General features: G+C 39.6%; 17 protein-coding genes. 5 read left to right on the top strand and 12 right to left on the bottom strand.

Going from position 1 to position 17,070, the window contains the following annotated elements:
* Nucleotides 1-7 precede the first annotated feature (7 nt).
* Nucleotides 8-3,031 carry a SusC/RagA family TonB-linked outer membrane protein gene (locus DM397_RS03920; RefSeq protein ID WP_111376285.1) on the bottom strand — a complete coding sequence of 1,008 codons (3,024 nt, stop codon included), beginning with the start codon at nt 3,029-3,031 and terminating at the stop codon, nt 8-10.
* 499 nt (nt 3,032-3,530) lie between these two features.
* Here DM397_RS03920 and DM397_RS03910 point away from each other — a divergent pair, with 499 nt between their 5' ends.
* The gene (locus DM397_RS03910; protein ID WP_111376283.1) at nt 3,531-3,812 is read left to right on the top strand and encodes a helix-turn-helix domain-containing protein; all 282 of its coding nucleotides are present in this window, start codon (nt 3,531-3,533) and stop codon (nt 3,810-3,812) included.
* 61 nt (nt 3,813-3,873) lie between these two features.
* On the opposite strand, the gene DM397_RS03905 is transcribed toward DM397_RS03910, so the two are convergent.
* Both DM397_RS03905 and DM397_RS03900 read right to left on the bottom strand, forming a co-directional pair.
* Complete coding sequence (locus DM397_RS03905) at nt 3,874-4,050, bottom strand: histone H1 (RefSeq protein WP_111376282.1); 177 nt, start codon at nt 4,048-4,050, stop codon at nt 3,874-3,876.
* Between the two features lie 74 nt (nt 4,051-4,124).
* Entirely contained in the window at nt 4,125-5,795 is a 1,671-nt protein-coding gene (locus DM397_RS03900) for a helix-turn-helix domain-containing protein (RefSeq protein ID WP_111376281.1), read from the bottom strand.
* Nucleotides 5,796-6,120: 325 nt separating this feature from the next.
* Here DM397_RS03900 and DM397_RS03895 point away from each other — a divergent pair, with 325 nt between their 5' ends.
* From DM397_RS03895 to DM397_RS03880, 4 genes are all read left to right on the top strand, one after another.
* Nucleotides 6,121-6,804 carry a hypothetical protein gene (locus DM397_RS03895; protein ID WP_111376280.1) on the top strand — a complete coding sequence of 228 codons (684 nt, stop codon included), beginning with the start codon at nt 6,121-6,123 and terminating at the stop codon, nt 6,802-6,804.
* A gap of 42 nt (nt 6,805-6,846) precedes the next feature.
* Nucleotides 6,847-7,713, top strand: a complete 867-nt coding sequence (locus DM397_RS03890) for a helix-turn-helix domain-containing protein (protein WP_111376279.1) — start codon at nt 6,847-6,849, stop codon at nt 7,711-7,713.
* A gap of 50 nt (nt 7,714-7,763) precedes the next feature.
* Entirely contained in the window at nt 7,764-8,942 is a 1,179-nt protein-coding gene (locus tag DM397_RS03885) for a hypothetical protein (protein ID WP_142479124.1), read from the top strand.
* 109 nt (nt 8,943-9,051) lie between these two features.
* Nucleotides 9,052-9,252 carry a YqaE/Pmp3 family membrane protein gene (locus DM397_RS03880; protein WP_204251872.1) on the top strand — a complete coding sequence of 67 codons (201 nt, stop codon included), beginning with the start codon at nt 9,052-9,054 and terminating at the stop codon, nt 9,250-9,252.
* Between the two features lie 253 nt (nt 9,253-9,505).
* Here the strand turns inward: DM397_RS03880 and DM397_RS03875 are convergent, their stop codons facing one another.
* The 9 genes from DM397_RS03875 to DM397_RS03835 all read right to left on the bottom strand — a co-directional run bounded on the left by DM397_RS03875 (nt 9,506) and on the right by DM397_RS03835 (nt 16,889).
* Entirely contained in the window at nt 9,506-9,952 is a 447-nt protein-coding gene (locus tag DM397_RS03875; RefSeq protein WP_239457791.1) for a hypothetical protein, read from the bottom strand.
* Between the two features lie 120 nt (nt 9,953-10,072).
* The gene (locus DM397_RS03870; protein WP_167511675.1) at nt 10,073-10,627 is read right to left on the bottom strand and encodes a YceI family protein; all 555 of its coding nucleotides are present in this window, start codon (nt 10,625-10,627) and stop codon (nt 10,073-10,075) included.
* Between the two features lie 5 nt (nt 10,628-10,632).
* The gene (locus tag DM397_RS03865) at nt 10,633-11,037 is read right to left on the bottom strand and encodes a cytochrome c (RefSeq protein ID WP_111376276.1); all 405 of its coding nucleotides are present in this window, start codon (nt 11,035-11,037) and stop codon (nt 10,633-10,635) included.
* A 19-nt stretch (nt 11,038-11,056) separates the two neighbouring features.
* Nucleotides 11,057-11,899 (bottom strand): DUF5777 family beta-barrel protein, encoded by an 843-nt coding sequence (locus DM397_RS03860; protein WP_111376275.1) that lies wholly within the window; start codon nt 11,897-11,899, stop codon nt 11,057-11,059.
* Nucleotides 11,900-11,922: 23 nt separating this feature from the next.
* Nucleotides 11,923-12,315 carry an OB-fold protein gene (locus DM397_RS03855; RefSeq protein WP_111376274.1) on the bottom strand — a complete coding sequence of 131 codons (393 nt, stop codon included), beginning with the start codon at nt 12,313-12,315 and terminating at the stop codon, nt 11,923-11,925.
* A 29-nt stretch (nt 12,316-12,344) separates the two neighbouring features.
* Complete coding sequence (locus DM397_RS03850) at nt 12,345-12,749, bottom strand: winged helix-turn-helix transcriptional regulator (protein WP_111376273.1); 405 nt, start codon at nt 12,747-12,749, stop codon at nt 12,345-12,347.
* 140 nt (nt 12,750-12,889) lie between these two features.
* Nucleotides 12,890-15,340, bottom strand: a complete 2,451-nt coding sequence (locus tag DM397_RS03845) for a TonB-dependent receptor (RefSeq protein WP_239457790.1) — start codon at nt 15,338-15,340, stop codon at nt 12,890-12,892.
* 84 nt (nt 15,341-15,424) lie between these two features.
* Nucleotides 15,425-16,324, bottom strand: coding sequence for a FecR family protein (locus tag DM397_RS03840; RefSeq protein ID WP_111376271.1), 900 nt, complete (start codon nt 16,322-16,324; stop codon nt 15,425-15,427).
* Between the two features lie 49 nt (nt 16,325-16,373).
* Complete coding sequence (locus tag DM397_RS03835) at nt 16,374-16,889, bottom strand: RNA polymerase sigma factor (RefSeq protein ID WP_111376270.1); 516 nt, start codon at nt 16,887-16,889, stop codon at nt 16,374-16,376.
* Between the last annotated feature and the right edge of the window lie 181 nt (nt 16,890-17,070).

Here is a 17,070-nt window from a genome sequence, read left to right as displayed (position 1 = left end):
CGGATAGTTAAAATGTTAGTTGTATGCCCGCACTGATTATTTTAAGGGGCGGAAGAAAGCCTGCGCCTCCAAATTCAGGATCGCCGTCTTTGAATTTGGTCATTGTAAGCAGATTCTGTCCCTGAAGCATGATTTTGCAGCCCGTCTCCTGAAGCCCTAAAGGCAGGTCAAATGATAGGGCTATGTTTTTAAGGCGGATATAAGACCCGTCAGCCACCGTTCCGTCACTGAACGTATAGTAGTAATCTCCCATTATGGCTTGATAATTATACCCTGTGGTTGCAATCTGGTACGGAGCGGTGTGGTCGGACTGCGTCCATGTCGGGTTCATGCGCTGGAGCTGGTTTGACATCATTCCGGCAGGCCCCATCGGATAGGTTCTGCTTTTCTGTTTTACAAACTGGAAAAGGAAATCTAGATTCCATCTTTTATAGCTGAGCTGGTTCTGCACACCGCCGTAAAATTCAGGGTTGAGATCCACTGCAGTCTGCCTGTCATCGGGAAAGGAGATGATGCCGTCTTTGTTCAGGTCCTCAAACTGATAGATGCCTGTCTGGGGATCCACGCCTTTGTATTTATAAAGCAGCTGGATGTTTAATGGCTGGCCTATGCGGTACTTCTGGCTGTAGGTCGAACTTTCCAGATTAGGGAAGCGCAGCAAAGTGTTTTGGGCAAAAGAGATGTTTGCGCTGGTGGACCATTTAAACTTTGAACCGTTAAAATTAACAGTTCTAAGGGTAAGTTCGAACCCTCTGTTCTCCACTTCTGCATCCAGATTGGCCTGCAGTGAGGGAAAACCTGTCGTACCGGGAAGGGGAAGTCCGACCAGCTGGTTTGAGGATCGGTTGCGGTACCAGGAAGCAGTAGTGAAAATCCTGTCCTGCAGAAAGCCAAGCTCAAGGGCAAATTCCAGTTTTCTGTTGATTTCCCATCCAAAATCCGGATTGTAGAGCCTAGAGGGCTGGAGTCCCGTCATTCCTCCATAATTTATTCCAGATGTGGTGTAGGTGTTTAGAAACTGGTAGTCGCCGATCTGGTCGTTTCCTGTTGTGCCATAGGAAGCGCGGATCTTGCCGAAGCTAAGCCAAGAGCTGTCGGCTAGGAAATTCTCATGTGAGAAGATCCAAGCGGCACCTGCGGCCCCAAATACGGCAAACTGGTTGCCTGGCCCAAATCTGCTAGAGCCGTCCCGTCTGCCTGTGAGATTAAGGATATAGCGCTGCTTCCAATTGTAGTTGATGCGGGCAAAAAAGGCCTGATACTTATACTGGGTCTGGTCGTTGCTGTATATGGTGATGTTTTTGGCCGCAGCAAGATTGTAGATTAGGCTATTAGAGCTGAATCCGTTTGCGGTCTGATATAGAATATCGTTTGTCTGGCTCTGGAAAGTGCCTCCAATAAGCGCATCGAGTTTTCCCTTTGCAATGGCTCTGCTGTAGTTTAGCTGCGGCTCGATAATCCATGATGAGCGGTCCGTGCCATAGAGGTATATGGCAGAGCGCGCGCTTGTGATATTATAGGCAGGATTATAAATGGTGGAGGGCTGGGTTCTTGTTTCGGAACTCTTCAGATCGGTAAAGCCAAAGCTGCTTTTTATGGTGAGATCCTTTGCGATCTCGTATGAAAGCACGGTATTGGCTATCAGACCGCTGGTTTGGGAACGGAATTGCGCATTGAGATTCCGAAGCGGATTCTCCCATGTGCCGTTTTCCCAGTTCAGGCTTCCGTCAGGATTGTGAAGCGCAGGCGCATTGGGAGGAAGATATCTTGCATCAAAGCTCAGGTCATAGGCAGGCAGATTATTATTCTGGCTATTATAGCCGCCTGAGAACGTGATGCGGAACTTGCCGTCTTGAGAGAGATGGTTCAAATTGAGCTGCATTCCGCCTTTTTTATAGCGAAAGTCTCCCGGATAAACCGTTGTTTCCTGATGGTAGTTGCCACTGAGCAGAAACTGTGTCTGTTCCGATCCTCCCGATATGGTTCCCTGCAGATCATTGATCTGCGCAGTACCGCCGAGAAGCTCCTTCTGCCAGTTGGTGTATCTGTTCTGGTCCCAAGTTCCGTTGATGTCATAGTCCCAGTCATTGTATTGCGCAAGGCCATCATTTATAAATGCCTGCCTTCTCATGGCAAGGTACTGTTCTGTCTTCATGAGGTCTGGAAATTTGGTTATTTTTCCGGCTCCTGTTGAACTGTTGATAGAGAAGGAGGTTTTTCCTTTTTTCCCTTTTTTAGTGGTAATGAGAACAACCCCATTTGCGCCCCGAGACCCGTAGATTGACGTGGCATCTGCATCCTTAAGAACTTCAATGCTTTCTATTGAATCGGGATTAATGCTGTTTAATGGGCTTGAAACAGTAGGGAAAGGGCTTGAGGTTTGGAAATGTCCGATTGGATCCGAAGAAAAGGGGACTCCGTCAATAATATAGAGAGGCATATTGGCATCGCTCCGGAGACTATTCTGTCCCCTGATTTTGATGTCGAAACCTCCGCCGGGCGCACCTGTGGTCTGGACAACATTTACTCCGGCCATTCGTCCCTGCATGGTTGCCAGAACATTGGTCACGGGCTGGATCTCTATTTCTTTGGATGAGATTCGGGCTATGCTTCCCGTCCGCTCGCTTTCTTTAACGGAATAGTATCCCGCATTTATTTTGACTTCCTGAAGTGTTGTGGTGTCGTATTGAAGCTTGACTGCTATTTTAGTGCGCCCCTGAACCGCTATAAAAGCGGTTTTGAAGCCCAAATAGGAAACGGTTAAGGTGTCATAAGGAGCGCATGCGATTTCGAACTGTCCATTGTAATCTGTAATTGCCAAAACATTGGATTTGTTTTTTACAGCAATGGTGACTCCTGAAAGCGGATTAGTGCCGTCTGTAACATTTCCCTGCACTTTATGCTGTTGAAAGATAGACTTGAAAAGGCGTGTAGGATTTGATGCTAAAGAGGATGAGAAAGATAGCAGAATGCCTGTAAAAATTAGGCAATAAAGAGCTCTTCCATCCTTGGAAAATGAAATATTATTCATAATATTGGGATTGGTTAGTTAAAAGGATTTGACTGACTAGAACCCTCTGTTGAAGTTTGGTCGCTGAAGCAGAGGGTTAGTTATATATATTAAGACTAGAGCTTAAGTATATAACAAGAATGGATAATTAATGCATAGGCACAATGGTTTTTTAAAGTTAGGCATGTTGCGAAACTTAAAAAAGGAAGAAGGATTGGCTAAGAATTTACAGAGAGTTTCCTGTTTAAAAAAGGCGCGGAACTCAGCTTATCGAACGGAGGTACTGGCATACCATGCAACAATAAGTGAGCCCACGCCACAAAGACGTGAGCATCTTACTTATCATCCCGTTGCTAAAAATTACCAGTTTTCCGTCCGAGATTCAAAGCGAATGCTTCAATATTTTTTTGAAGAGTCGCAAAAATAATATTTTTTTTAAGAAATATGGAGTAAATATAAAGAATAAAATGACAAGTATGTCATTGTTTGTGATTTTTTTTCTTGGTTGCTTTGAAGTATTATGAGACAAATTAAAAATGATAAACTTTTAACTGCGGTAAAGCTTGTTCTGAAAGAACTTCGCTCAAAAACAGGTTTGTCTCAAGAAAAAGTTGCTAATGATATAAAAGCAAATAAAAATCTTACAATTCATATTGGACGTCATGAATCAGCGAACCTAAATATTAGTTTAAGCACACTATACGAAATTTGTAGTTATTACGAAATATCTCTTTCTGATTTTTTTAAACGAGTTGAAGAAGTTGATAGAGGTTTGAAAATTATAAGTTCAAAAAAAATATAATATTTACAATGAAAAAGCCCTTCAACTGAAGGGCTTTTTAGATAAAGTAAGATCAAATAGATTATTTCTTTGATTCTTCAATAGAAACTTTTCTGAATTCTTTTAAAAGTTTTTCAATCTCTAAAGATGATTTGCGTGCTCTTGCGCCGGCAGCTTTAACGCCTTTTTCAGCTAAAGATTCTGATTCTGTTTTGAAGTTTTCAATCTCAGCATTGATTTTTGCGATTAGATCTTTCATTTCTGTTTTTTTAAATTACATGGCAAATGTAATGGTTTATCGATAAGCAGAAAAGGTAAAGCTTAAAATTTAATTTACTTGGTGAGCTGTTCGATAAAAAAGTTTACGGGCATTCCGGTTTTGGCTTTAAAGGCAAATGAAAAGCGCTGCGTGGTGCTGAATCCTGCTTCTTCCGCTAAGGCGTTGTTGCTGTATTTTCTGTATTTGGAATCGCTGTGCAGCAGCGAAATGATATAGTCAATCCTGAGTTCATTTATGTATTCATTAAATCCCTTGTCTCTGTAATGGCTTATAATGCCTGCAATGTACCTTACATTGGTGTTGAGGTATGCGGCCAGGGTTCCCTGATTCCAGTCTTTCACTAGGAATTTTTTGTCATTTTCAAATTTATCAAGCAGCTTTAGAATTTCAGCTGCGGTATCGCAGTTAATTGCTGATATGGACAGCCGTTCTGTTTTGATTTTTGGCTTATTTTTAGAATCCATGCTAAAAGCCTTCATATGCAGGTTAAAGTTCTTTTTATAGATGGTCCTGTTCTTGTAATGCCGATAGAGGAGAAATAGTGCAAAGGCTAGAAGAGCTGCAAACGCTGCTGTAAGGATGGTGCGGTTCTGCCTTTCCCTTAGGAGCTCTTCGCTGATCTGCTTCTTCTGGTTTATCAGGTCTGCAGTATCATATTCCTTATGGATTTTGCTGATGAGGTACTTATTGGTTTCATAAAGAAGCCTGTCCGCTTTGAGGAGCTGGTCAATGTAGTGGAGCTGCTTTTCAAGATCATTTCTGCCTTTGTAATATTTTATCAGTATTTCATACACTTCCCTCAGATCGGCCCGCAGGTAATTATGCAGGTTAAAGATCTCATCCACTTTAATGAAATGAGGAAGCGCTTTTTCCATTTCATTTAGCGCCATATGGCTTTTGCCTATATAAAAGTTTCCGATGGATATATTGGCAAAATCATCAAAGGATTGTATTCCGGGAAGGCTTGATTGGATCTCGGCGGCGGCCTTGCGGTAGTTTTTCAGAAAATAGCTGTTGATACCTTCCGAATGGATGAAATATGGTTTCATTTCGGGAATCTCTAATCTTTCGCACTCTGCAAGACCAAGCGCGTTATTCTGCGAGCACATGCCGTAATTGCCCGATTTGTTGTAAGTGATGCCAAGACAATGGAGCGAATTTAAATAGGGTCTTGGATGGTCTTTAAAGTTGGCAATGCACTCTTGGAACAGCGTCGCCGCTTCATCGTAATAGCCGATGTAGAATTTTACAAGCGCAATATGGTATTTGGCTTTATAGATAAGATATTGGTCATTTGTTTTGGATATGTAGCTGCTTGCGGTAAGATAGTTATCCAGGGCTTCACCCAATTTTTTATTTCCGTAATGCAGTATTCCTTTTGATAGATAGGCAGAGCCGATCAGGGCATCGTTATTTGACTTTTGCGCCTCATAGATCATGCTGTCAGCATAGGTGGGCTTTAGCTCGGGCGGAGCCTGATGCATAAAATTCTTATAGGCGTTGACTGTCTCTTTGAAGCTGCGCTGCTTTCTGGCTTTGTATAGATAGGCGTAGACATATGCGGAAGCGGCCGCGGTATCTTTTCTGAGCTTGTATATTCTATCGTCGAGGTAGTCGAAACTTTTGTTTTTAAGAGAATCGGGAACTTTGAAGCTTTTTTTCTGCGCGGAGATTTCATGGCTGAGCAATGAAATAAGCAGGCAGATGAGAACAGCATTTCGCATAGAAGCAGGTTTAAGTTAGCAATTGGAGGGGAAAGGATATGGAGAGGGAAAATATAGCTGATTAGGGTGGATGTATAAGCCAAATATAGCGCAAACTATTGTGAATCAAGGAAAAATACTGTTAAAGTTATGTGTGGATTGTCGGAAAATCCATAGCGGATTTTCTGAAATGCCATCGTATTTGTGTTGCAGGTATTTTTTTGGGGGCATAGCTTTGTTTCGAATTCAAAAGCAAAATGTCCGGCATCGTGCCTGACAAAAGTTCTGCTGGCCCGGGTAAAATGGACTGAGAAGCAATTCTCGGTAATGTAACAAACCTAAAACCATGAAAAAATTTCTATTGTGTGCAACCCTGTCATTTTTTATTTTTTCCTGTTCGCAGGAATCCCAAATTAGTGAAAGCTCTTCTGATCCTTTAGCTTCAGACCCAGAAATTCATTTTCCTGATAATGCCCTGAATCCCATGGATTACAAAGGAAAAAGATTTTATGAAGATTTATTCCTATACCAGAAGAATAGTGGCATGCCGAAATCAGCTGCCCAAATGGCTGAACAGATTCAGTTTGTTTCGCGCAGTTTTTCTAAATCAGGTGCGTCTGGCAAAGGGATAATTCCATTTACCGATGAGATGGTGCAAGCCATTATGGCTGATCCGGACAATATGCTGATAGCCATTGTAGAGCAGAGCGCTCTCACGGCAGAATCAAAAAGCAACTTGATCGCTTTTCTTGAGAGCCTGCTTTCAAAAAGGCATGAGGAATTCGGCGTTCTCTATGCATTTGTAGCCGCATATGAGCAGACGCTTATCAGCAGCACAGCGATTATCTCCGATGAGAAAGACACTCTTCTGACTGTTTCTTCCATCTCAAGATATTCACTCTATTCTGAAGAAGAGCGCAAAGACAGAGACTGGGACCATTCCGCGGGAAGCAAATGCATAAATGCGCCTTTTGAGGCTGATAATCTGGCGCTTGTTTTAATAATAGCTTCTCTGAGCAGTCTAATCTGATCTGCATAAGATGATGCCATTGAAATCCAGCGTTGATATTTTATGCTTCAGAATCTATTAACCAGAAGGTTTGATGAGCTTGGAGAAGGGTTTGCAGTCCATGCCATTAAAAAGTATGAATTTAAAAATTCTTTACAGGCCGTATTTGAAACCCAGAACTTTTCAATTCTTTTGGTTAGAAGCGGTTCTCTGACCATACAGTTTTCTGATGCCGTATATAAAGCAGGCAAAAATGATCTGCTGCTGATACCCGGAAAGCTATCCTGCAGAGTGATTGGAATGGGAAACAGATTCCAGTTTTATCTAGTTTCCTTTTCCTCAGTTTCAGCATTGAAAAGCATGTATCAAGGAGAAGCGCCGCACTGGCTCTATTTTTTCATCTGGAACCATCCTTTGAAGACCAGTCTGGCAAGCGGAGATTTTACAATGCTTTCGCTGGCATATGAATTAATGTATAATATTTTTAAAAATAAACAGCAGGGAAATTTTAGCGCTGCGCTCTGGCGCCTTGGCTTCGATATTTTCCTTTATGAGCTTTTGGCTATCTACAGCGTCCAGAATTTTAATGCTATGCTACCCGTCAGAAGAAATGAAGACCTGGCCATACGTTTCTTCACCGTCCTATCAATCCATAGCAGAAACCGGCATAATGTAAAGTTCTATGCTGGCGCATTATGCATTTCTTCTGCCCATTTAAACCGAATTTTGAAAGAAGTGACAGGCATGTCGGCAAAGAGAATAATAATGGAAGCTGTGGCGGCTGACGCATTGATTCTGCTCAAGGAATCCAAATTAACCATTGCTGAAATTGCGGAAGCATTGGAATTTGATTCCATTTCATCCTTCAGCAGCTTTTTTAAAAAATCAACTTCAGTATCCCCATCTGAATACCGTTCGAAATGCCCCTAGAGATTTAAGAGTCGTTAGTTTTTAGTATTAACTGCAATTGAAATATGAAAATGATGAACAATAGATATCCTTTAGAATGGCTGGATGATCTGATATTGGAGCGTTTCGGCTCCAATGGAATGGATGGCGAATTAACGCGAGAGCAGCTGGTTGCGATTTCAGAAGACGCGGCAAAAGAGTCGGTGAAGATCCAGGTGAGGATCAAAAACGAAATATTTGCACTGAAGCGCAAAAAGCAGATCCGCCTTCTGGTCAGAAAGTACCATTCGACATTGATTTTCCTATTGGATGCGATGGCGGACAGGCAGAAAGAGGATGCCTTTCAGAATGCTGCCTTGTCAAGGTGTGGTGAGGATATCATAAGATGTATTGATGGTCTGCTGTCATTTTTGGAGCAGCGCTATTCGGGCTATTTGAGTTTGGATGAAAGGATGCCCATTGTGTATCTGCTGGTTTCAAGAAAAGAGGCGCGGCTCAAGCTGAAAAGGCTTCAGAAAATTCAAACAGGAAGCGGGCAGGTGCAGCAGGCTTTAGGAGCGGTTGTGGAGGAACTGGGCCAATCTCTTTCGATGCAGGGCAGGAGCAGAGCAACTTTCCGCCAGGTTATTTATGAGAGGACCCTTTTAAATGAGCTTTTGCAGATTGACTATTCGCAGGAGGAAGCGATGATTGCCCTATTGGACCGGAAGCTGGTCAGCCTGAATTTCAACAGCGCCGTTTATATCAATCTGCTGATAAGCCGTTTTATGTCCGGATTGGAAGAGCGGGAAAGCCTTTCTGAAAAACTCGGTTTTTTATCGTATCATCTTAAAGAGGTCACCCAGATCCCTTCGGGCGGAAAGCTGTTTTTTAATGCAGGGCTTGAGCCTGTAAAAACAGTATTGGAGAACTGGTTCAGACGCGAGCTTGAGTATCTGGAAAAACAGATGGAGCTTGCCGGTGGGCAAGGTCTTGCCAGTTCGGACCAGAAGCATGAAAATAAGCTCGAGTGCGATCTTTCGGCAGATCAGATCGGGATTATTCTTCGCGCTGCCGATGAGGCTCGCGTGGTGAAGTCCAGATCGATGAGCCTTGTCTTCCAAAGGATAGTGCCCCATCTCTCCACGGCCTTTAAAAGGGATCTGTCCTATCAGTCGGTGCGCAGCAAATCCTATAATGCGGAGGAGAACGACAAGAATATTGCCATACTCACTCTGGAGAAGATGATCAGGAAAATCAGGTCGTATTGAATGCCTATTTGATTATCTGATGTTCTTTTGAAACAAAATCTGTTGAGAGGCGTCTTACTTCTTTTAGATCTGAATTCTTTTTTTACCGTATCATTAAAACCAAAAAACTATGATGACCTTAATTGCCATATTTTTTCCCTCACTGTCTTTTCTTCTCAGAGGAAAGCTTCTTACGGCTCTTTTATGCCTTATCCTTCAGATTACGCTTATCGGTTGGATTCCCGCGGCCATATGGGCTGTAGTGTCGCTTCAGAATGCACGAGCAGATAGAAGGACCGGTAAAATGATAAGGGCAATGAAGGCAAAGTAGGAACGGCCAATAGCTGGTGATCCATCAATCTGAGATGGCGCCTTTTTAAGGTTTGGCAATCGATCTGATGGCTTTACCTTTTAAGAAGGCTATTGGGGCTGCCGGATGATTTGGGCTAAAAATTTGCCATGGCCGAAGGTTTTAAAATCCGCTGGCGGCTGCAGTTTCTTTTTTCCTGTTTTCAATAATAGATGCCGCTCAATTGCATTCGCTAATTTGCGGTAGAATTTTTTAAGAAAAAAAATGATTTTAATCAAGTTTTGGAATTGGTGCTGATCTGATTTCTTAGCGCCGCATTTAATTGCATTTTAGTCTCTGGCAGATGCGACAAAACCTGTTTAGGCGTTTTAACAACTTCTCTGCTGATTGGATCAAACCATTTTACTTCTTTTATAACTTCTGCACAGCATTCATTGTTTGAGTTAGAAAAGCGGCTCTTGAAATTGATAGTGTCCCCTATATGGCAATATTTCATTTCAACTGAAAAGGATTGGGTAAACATCAAAGCTTTATGGCAGATTAATTCATGATTTCCTTCCTGTAAGCCTAAATGCATGGAATTGAGTTTTTCTTTTGAAAATCCGTTATTGAATAAAAAATGATATAACAGCCGAAGGGCATATGAAATGTATGCGGCATCTTCCATAACCATATAATCATTTACATCTTCTCCGGTAACAATGTAATTTCTGCAGATCATTTTAATTTAATTTTAAGGTTAAAAAAAAGAGACCGGCGCTATAAATTCACACCGGCCTACAGAATATTTGCCATGTTTAATGCTCTTTCAAATCTGGATAGGGCTGATTCTTGAAAGAGATTATTTAATTAATGAAAAATTGTAATCAATCTCGATTTTGTCGGCAATTTTCTTTCTCACAAGACTCGGTATTTCAATGGCAAAGTCTTCAGGTTTTACTTCAAATGAACCAATGGCTTTAACTCCATTTTGAACTTTGGAGATTTTTACAATCACTGAGACCGGTTTTGTTTTTCCGTGAATGGTAAGATCTCCTTTTAATGTGAAATTTTTGGGTGAAGCTGTAATTTTTGAACTGTCAAAATCTTCAACTTTACCTTTGAAAGTTGCTTTTGGAAATTTTTCAGATTCCATGTAATTTTCATTAAAGTGCTCTTCCATCAACGCCACTTTAAAACGAAATCCCTTTATAAGCACCAGACTGGCAAAATCCCCCGTTGTCTGATCCAGAACAGCCGATACTGATTTGCTTTCGGCGGCAACTTCTTCGTAAGATGGCATGGATGCCTGAAATTTTATGTTCCCTGTTTTTGTAATTAGTTTTTGCGCAGTTCCCTGAGTATGTGCTGCTATAATAAGCAGTAGCGCTAAGAAAATTAGATATGGCTTTTTCATAAAAATTAGTTTTCTTTTAAGCCATCGGTGTTCCATTTTACAATTAGATCAATATTAGCCTGAGCCATTCTGCCGCCTTGAGGCATAAGTCCCTGCTGGCCGCTTTGCAATTGAATTCTGCCTAATAAACCAGCATTTTCTACAGCAGCTTTTACCTGCGCATAAGTAGTTAATGGTCTGAAAGATGCCGATCTTCCGCTTGAGTGGCAGCTTATGCAATTGGCATCAATAATAGATTTTACATCTTTATTGTAGGTAATAGCAGTTGTTGGATTTGTGGGATCCGTCGGGTTTGTCGGGTTTGTCGGGTTCGTTGGACTTGTTGGCGTTTCGATCTCCTGAGTTGTATCAGAATCACTGCAGCTTGCCAATGCAGCGAGTAAAATTGTAAGTGCGATTGTTTTTTTCATGATTTATCGTTTTTAATTGTTAGAAAACTCGGTAAAGGTTAAAGCCAAAGAAGAAATCTCCTTTGCCCCAGTCGCCAGAAGCATTGGTAAGGTATCCGCTCTCGCTCATAGATTGTGAATTGGTAAATATTAATTGAAATACGTGTCCGCCAGTTTCTATATCAAGGCCCACAGACAGCGGATTTTTATAAAAGTCCGGCTTATCAAAATTGTGCATGTATTCTAAATTGACAGACAGCCTCTTCGTGATTTTATAGCGTCCCCCGCCGCCAAAAGAAAACTGATTGTCCCTTTCTATATCAGGATTGTAAAGGTTCTTGTGTATAAAGGATGGCACTAATTCTAATGAGAATTTTTCACTCACTTTTCTGGAAATTAAAACCTGCTGCACATAGGTCATGCGATGTTTGGATTCTAAGCCCGGGTACTGGTCTTTTTCCAAAAAAGTATTGATGTCTGCCACACTGTATCCAACAATGTCGAGAGGGAAACTATCGTTTTGTCTTGCCATTCGATACTTTAATCCGATTTCATACATTTTGTTTAAAGTATGTCTGGAAAGGCTCGCTGATAGCCAATCTGTAATGCCATAAATTCCCCCAAGTTTTGTGGTGGCATTGTCAAGGCCGAAAAAACTGTCAAAGCCATCTTTTACAGAGCCGAAACGATGTGAAACCACAAAATAAAACTCTTTTTTAGCCGGCATTTTTGTGGTCTGCAGCGTTACCAGCTGTAAAGCTTTAAAGGTTGCTGTAGAATAGCTTTCTTCTGTCTGAGTAGAATCAAGACTTTTTAGTAAATCATCCTGAGAATAGGCCAGTGTTGCTAAAAACAGGCAGAACGGAACTAGAATTTTCTTCATAAATTAATTAGTATTGGTTTGGGTTATTTAATGCTGCATTGGTCAATTTTGACTTCCATAAACAGTTCGTCATATCCAATGCATTTGCCTTTAATCGTAGTTTTTTTATCGATCATTTTGTCTTTTAGCTTTTCTTTGAAAAGGCAGAAAACGCTATTTTCAAGTACAATTGCAGAATCGGTTTCTTTGGTTGCAGCTCCTGTTATTTCAATAGTTTTGTTGAGATATAATACATCTGCTTTTTTAGGATCTGCGGTATAGTCTTCAAGAAGTTTTTTTGCCGTTAAACTAAAATCTGGAGCTTCTGATTCTATATTGCGGGCTTCTTTAAAGATGACTCCATAATAAAAGTAGATGCCCCCAGAAACTATTAGCAGTAATATTGCGGCTAGAATTGCTGTTTTTTTTCTTTTCATATTTGGTTTGTATTAGTGATAGATAATAATCAGCCAGCGCTCTTTTTTACTTGATGGCTTTCATCGCGCATTTTTTTTCGATGCTGTAGGCCAAAATCCCGTAATGATTTGATAATAGGTTCAAGCGAAGAACTGTAATCGGTTAATTGGTACTCGGTTTTAGCGCGGCTTTGATCATCTGTTTTCTTTTCAACAAATCCGTTTAGTTCCATTTCTTTCAGTTCATGGGCCAAAACTTTGGAAGCAATTTTGTGCACTTCTTTCTGAATTTCAGAAAACCGTTTGCTGTCTTGCATAAGGGTCAGGATTATGGGAATTCTCCATTTTCCGCCGATCATGTAAATGGCATCCATAATGGATGCTATTTCAGATTTGCATTGTGATGCAAATCTGATCTTCCGTTTATTGGATGTTGAATTTTCTTGTGTATCCATGCTTTAAAACTGTCTCAAATCAAATGATGATTCTATAGTGAAACAGCCTTAGTAAAGATTACCCTACCAAAGAATTGCGATTTTTGTAAAAAAAATAAAATGCAGGATAAGAGTTTTAAAAAACTCTTGCGGAAAAGATATTAGAATGAAACTCTAAAACTCAGATTTGGAGTTCTTTGCAGCGAAAAAGTGTCCACTTCTTCTATAGAATTGGTTAAAGTATTTATTCTGTAATATTCGCTGATTTCATTTCTTCTGTTTAGGATATTTAAGATTGATACGCCAATTTTATATTGAATTCCCTCTGCGGTTTCCCACTTGTAGGTTGAAGAGAGGTTAACCTGCCAAAACATATGAAGATTGCTGTTGTTTGGTTTATTGTAAACCAGTACAGGATCAGAAAGATCAATTTGAGATAAGTCTGGAGATGTTTTTGGCCTTCCTGAAGACCATTTTGTGCCAAGAGCAATCTTGAAATTGTTTTTCTCATAAATTCCTGCCCATGATAAAGTATGGGTCAGCTCAAAGTTGTTTGGAAAACGGGGATATTCGTAATTGGTAAAATGATAATTGTTTTCATTGTAAGTATAGCTTAACCACGTAAGAAAGCGGTTTATTTTTTTTTGGATCAGCATTTCTGTTCCCCATATTTCATAATCGCCGGTAGTTCTGACAAATTCCAGCTGATTCTGAAAACCCTGGCTGGAGGTCGTTATTCCGGTTACTTTTTTGTAAAAGTTTTCGATATCCAGAAGCCAGCTGTTTTTTTGGAAGAATAGGTTTAATGAAAGCTGTCTGCTTCTTTGTATTGGAATTGTGCCGTTATTGGAAACAATCCAGCGTCTTTTTTCGATGCCGAAATAATCTTTCTGCAGATCAATAATCTGCTGGGAGTTTTGGCTTTTTAGCTCGCCAAGTAATTCTAAAGTCACACTTTTGCTGATTCCGTAACCCAATTGAACTCTGGGCTCTGCAATATATTTTTTGAATTTTTCAATATAATTAAGCCGCATTCCGCCCTTTGCATATACTCGGGAAATGGTATCGCTATATTTTCCTTCCAGAATTAAAGCGTGAGTTCTTAAAACCTCTTTTACATTACGATAAAAATCAGGATTGGTTACCTGCTCTAAATTTGTAATGCCAATTTCATTAAACTGATAGCCGTCGCTGAAGCTAAATTTAGAGTTTAGGATATGATTGTTCTCTAAATTCACGCCATTATTATTGACTGTGTTTTCCTGAATAACAGTCTGGTTTTCGTAAGCTGTGTTTTGATTGGCCAAAAGTTCGTACGAAGAATTATAGATATTAATCTTGGTGGTGTTGAAGCTGTTCCAGTTTCTTCTCCATGAGAGATTTGCGCCGTAATTCTGCTGGCGCAAATTATTGTTTTGCGATTTATTGATACTGTATGAAGCGGCACTTTTAACAACCTCTAGATTATCTTTTATGGTTATTAAATCCAATATTATTTGATCTTTGATCCCTATTTTTTGAGCATATTTTATCGTAGCATCATAAAAGCCAAATTTTTTATCGCTTTTATAATTGAGATTTTGGTTCTGCGAAAAATCTGTGATTGTAGTATTTTGAAATACTTTATTGAAGTACTCCCGATAGGTAGGGGTTTCTATAAAATCTGTAATCGATTTACGCGCCGAAATTTCGATGTAGCTTTTTTTAGAAAGATTATACTTTCCGTATACATCAGCATTAATCATATTGATTCCTGCGCTGAATGAATTTTTTTCTGCTTTTTCCGGAGTGGAAGAAATCGCAACTACACTTGAAACGCTTTCTCCGTAAAAGGCAGAACTTCCGTTTTTATAGATGGAAATAGTATGCGCAAGATTTGGATTGAAAACAGATATTAAACCAAAAAAATGTCCCGTTTGAAACATTCGTATCCCATTCCACAAAAATAAATTCTGATCGTGCGTACCGCCTCGAACATTGATGCTTGATACACTTTCATCGAGACTGTTTACGCCCGGAATCTGCTGCATGGTCTGCAAGGCATCAGGTTCAATTAAACCGGGAAGAATACCAAATTTTTTGGGTTTAATTTCAAAAGATCCATCAGTGTTTTTTGAAATGCCCGAAGCCAGGATAGCATTGGTTTTAATTTCGTGCAATTCTGTTATTTCAGGTTCCAGTAGGATTTGAATGCAGTCTTTATCCCCTGTATTGCCTGCCGTAATTCTCTTTGATGCAAAACCGACATGGCTGATTGCAAAAGTATTTCTGCTTTCTTCACTAAACTCAAAATAGCCTTCTGAATCAGTTGTAAAATGATTTTTATTGTTTAAACTGATGTTGGCATTTTCAATGGGCTTTTTATCTATCGAAGATAAGACATAGCCGCAAATCGTTTTTAAAACAGCATCCTTTTTATAGATGTTGATGAATTTGTTGCCTATATTTTCAAAAGATAAATTGGTTCTTTTTCCAAGATATTCCAGTTTTTGGTCTAATGAAAATGATTTCTTGGGAGGATTTAATTCGAGGCCTTCAATATTGTCTTCGGTATAATTAAAGCTCACGCCATACTGTTTTTCAATATCAATTATTATTTTTTTAAAAGGCATAACCTTTCCTTTGTCCTGAGCAGAAAGATTCAGGACAAGAAAAAAGAGAAAAAACAAAAAATGGAATTCTTTGGGGCGGAACATTTATTTTTCGTCAAAAATTATTTTGCTGTTTGAAACTTTTCTAGCTTCTAAATGATAAGTCGTGCCAATAATCTGCAAAGCTGTATTGAGATCTTTTGCAGGCAATTTTCCTGTAAACAGGGAGATGGTGTCTTTGGCATTCAAATCGATTTTAATATTGTATTGCCTTTCAACTTCATCTAAAAGGTTTCTTATGTTTTCTTTATAAAAACAGATCTGGTCATTCATCCATTCTGGCTGTAATGAACTTACAGTCATTTTTATCTGTTTTCCACTCTCAAAGCGAACGCTTTGTCCGTGGGTTAATAGAATTTCAGCGTTGCCATAAGTTACTTTTACACGCCCTTGGTAACACGCAACATCAAACTTATTTTTTCTGGCTTTAACATTAAACTGCGTTCCTAAAACAGTTACTTTTCCAAGATTGGTCTGCACTTCAAATTTTCTGCCTTTTGCCACTTTGAAATAGGCTTCTCCTTTTAGTTCCAAATGCCGGTTGCTGTTCCAATTCCATTTTTTATAGTGTATTTCAGAACCTGAATTTAAAACCACTTCAGAATTATCGGGTAATGAAAAAGCAGTCTTTTTTCCAAGATCGGCAGTTTCTGTTTGAGGGATAAAAACTTTCATTGCAAAGGCAATTCCAAGAGCCAGGACAAAAATAGCGGCAGCTCTAAAGATCCATTTTTTGTATAATGGAACCGTTTTTGGAGCTGTTTTTTTCTGGCTTAAAATATTCGATAGCATAGCATTCTCATCCAAATCACCTGCTTCGAGATGATTGGTGTATTTTTTTATCTTTTGATATTTTTCAAAATCGGGACTTGCCTCAAATGCTGCCAATTCATCCGGAGATAATTCGTCGTTGAGCCATTTAGCCAATAAGCGATCTTTTTTCATTTTATCGTATATTTAATTAAAACAATTAGAACTGAATTTACCCTACTTTTTATAAATCAATTTCTTTGCGTAAGCTTAACAAAGCCAAATGAATGCGTTTTTCCACAGCCTTTACGCTGATGTCTAGCTCCGCGGCAATTTCGCTGTATTTTTTTCCGTCAATTCTGTGCATCAAAAAAGCAGTGCGCTGTTTTTCGTTTAAGTTTTCGATGGCTTTTAAAAGTTTTGCCTGAAACTGTTTTTCTTCCAGAAGATATTCCGGACTTTCATTTGTTTTATCCAAACCGGTAAAGTTTTTTTCATATTTCAAAACCACTTTCTGGTGCGAAATCTGGTTGAGGCTGCTGTTGTTTGCAATAGTGTAAAGGTATGATTTTGCTTTTTCTAAAGGCACAGAAGCGCAGTTCTGCCAAAGCTTAACAAATGCTTCCTGAGTTATGTCTTCTGCCTGTTCTGCGTTTCCGAATTTGTAGAATAGAAAATTTCGAAGCGCTTTTGCATGGCTTTTGAAGAAAGACGAAAAAATGATTTCATCACAAGTATTGGATTGGTTTTGGTCTGGCATGTAGAGTTTCAATTTTTCAGCGTAAAAGTATTTGTTTTTAATTTAAGTAGGGTAAAAGTAGAGATGATTGTTTTATTGAGGAATAAAATGCTATTGGTTTTTGATAATTTAGCATAGATGAAAATTATGAAAGCCTTGATTCAGTGTATTAAAAAACAGTTTCTTTCAAAATTTATTTACC

Origin of the sequence: Flavobacterium nitrogenifigens (assembly GCF_003254565.1) — a bacterium.
In the GTDB taxonomy this organism is placed as follows: Bacteria; Bacteroidota; Bacteroidia; order Flavobacteriales; family Flavobacteriaceae; genus Flavobacterium; species Flavobacterium nitrogenifigens.
Note: the sequence above shows the minus strand (reverse complement) of the source record. Positions and strands in the feature narration are given on the sequence as shown.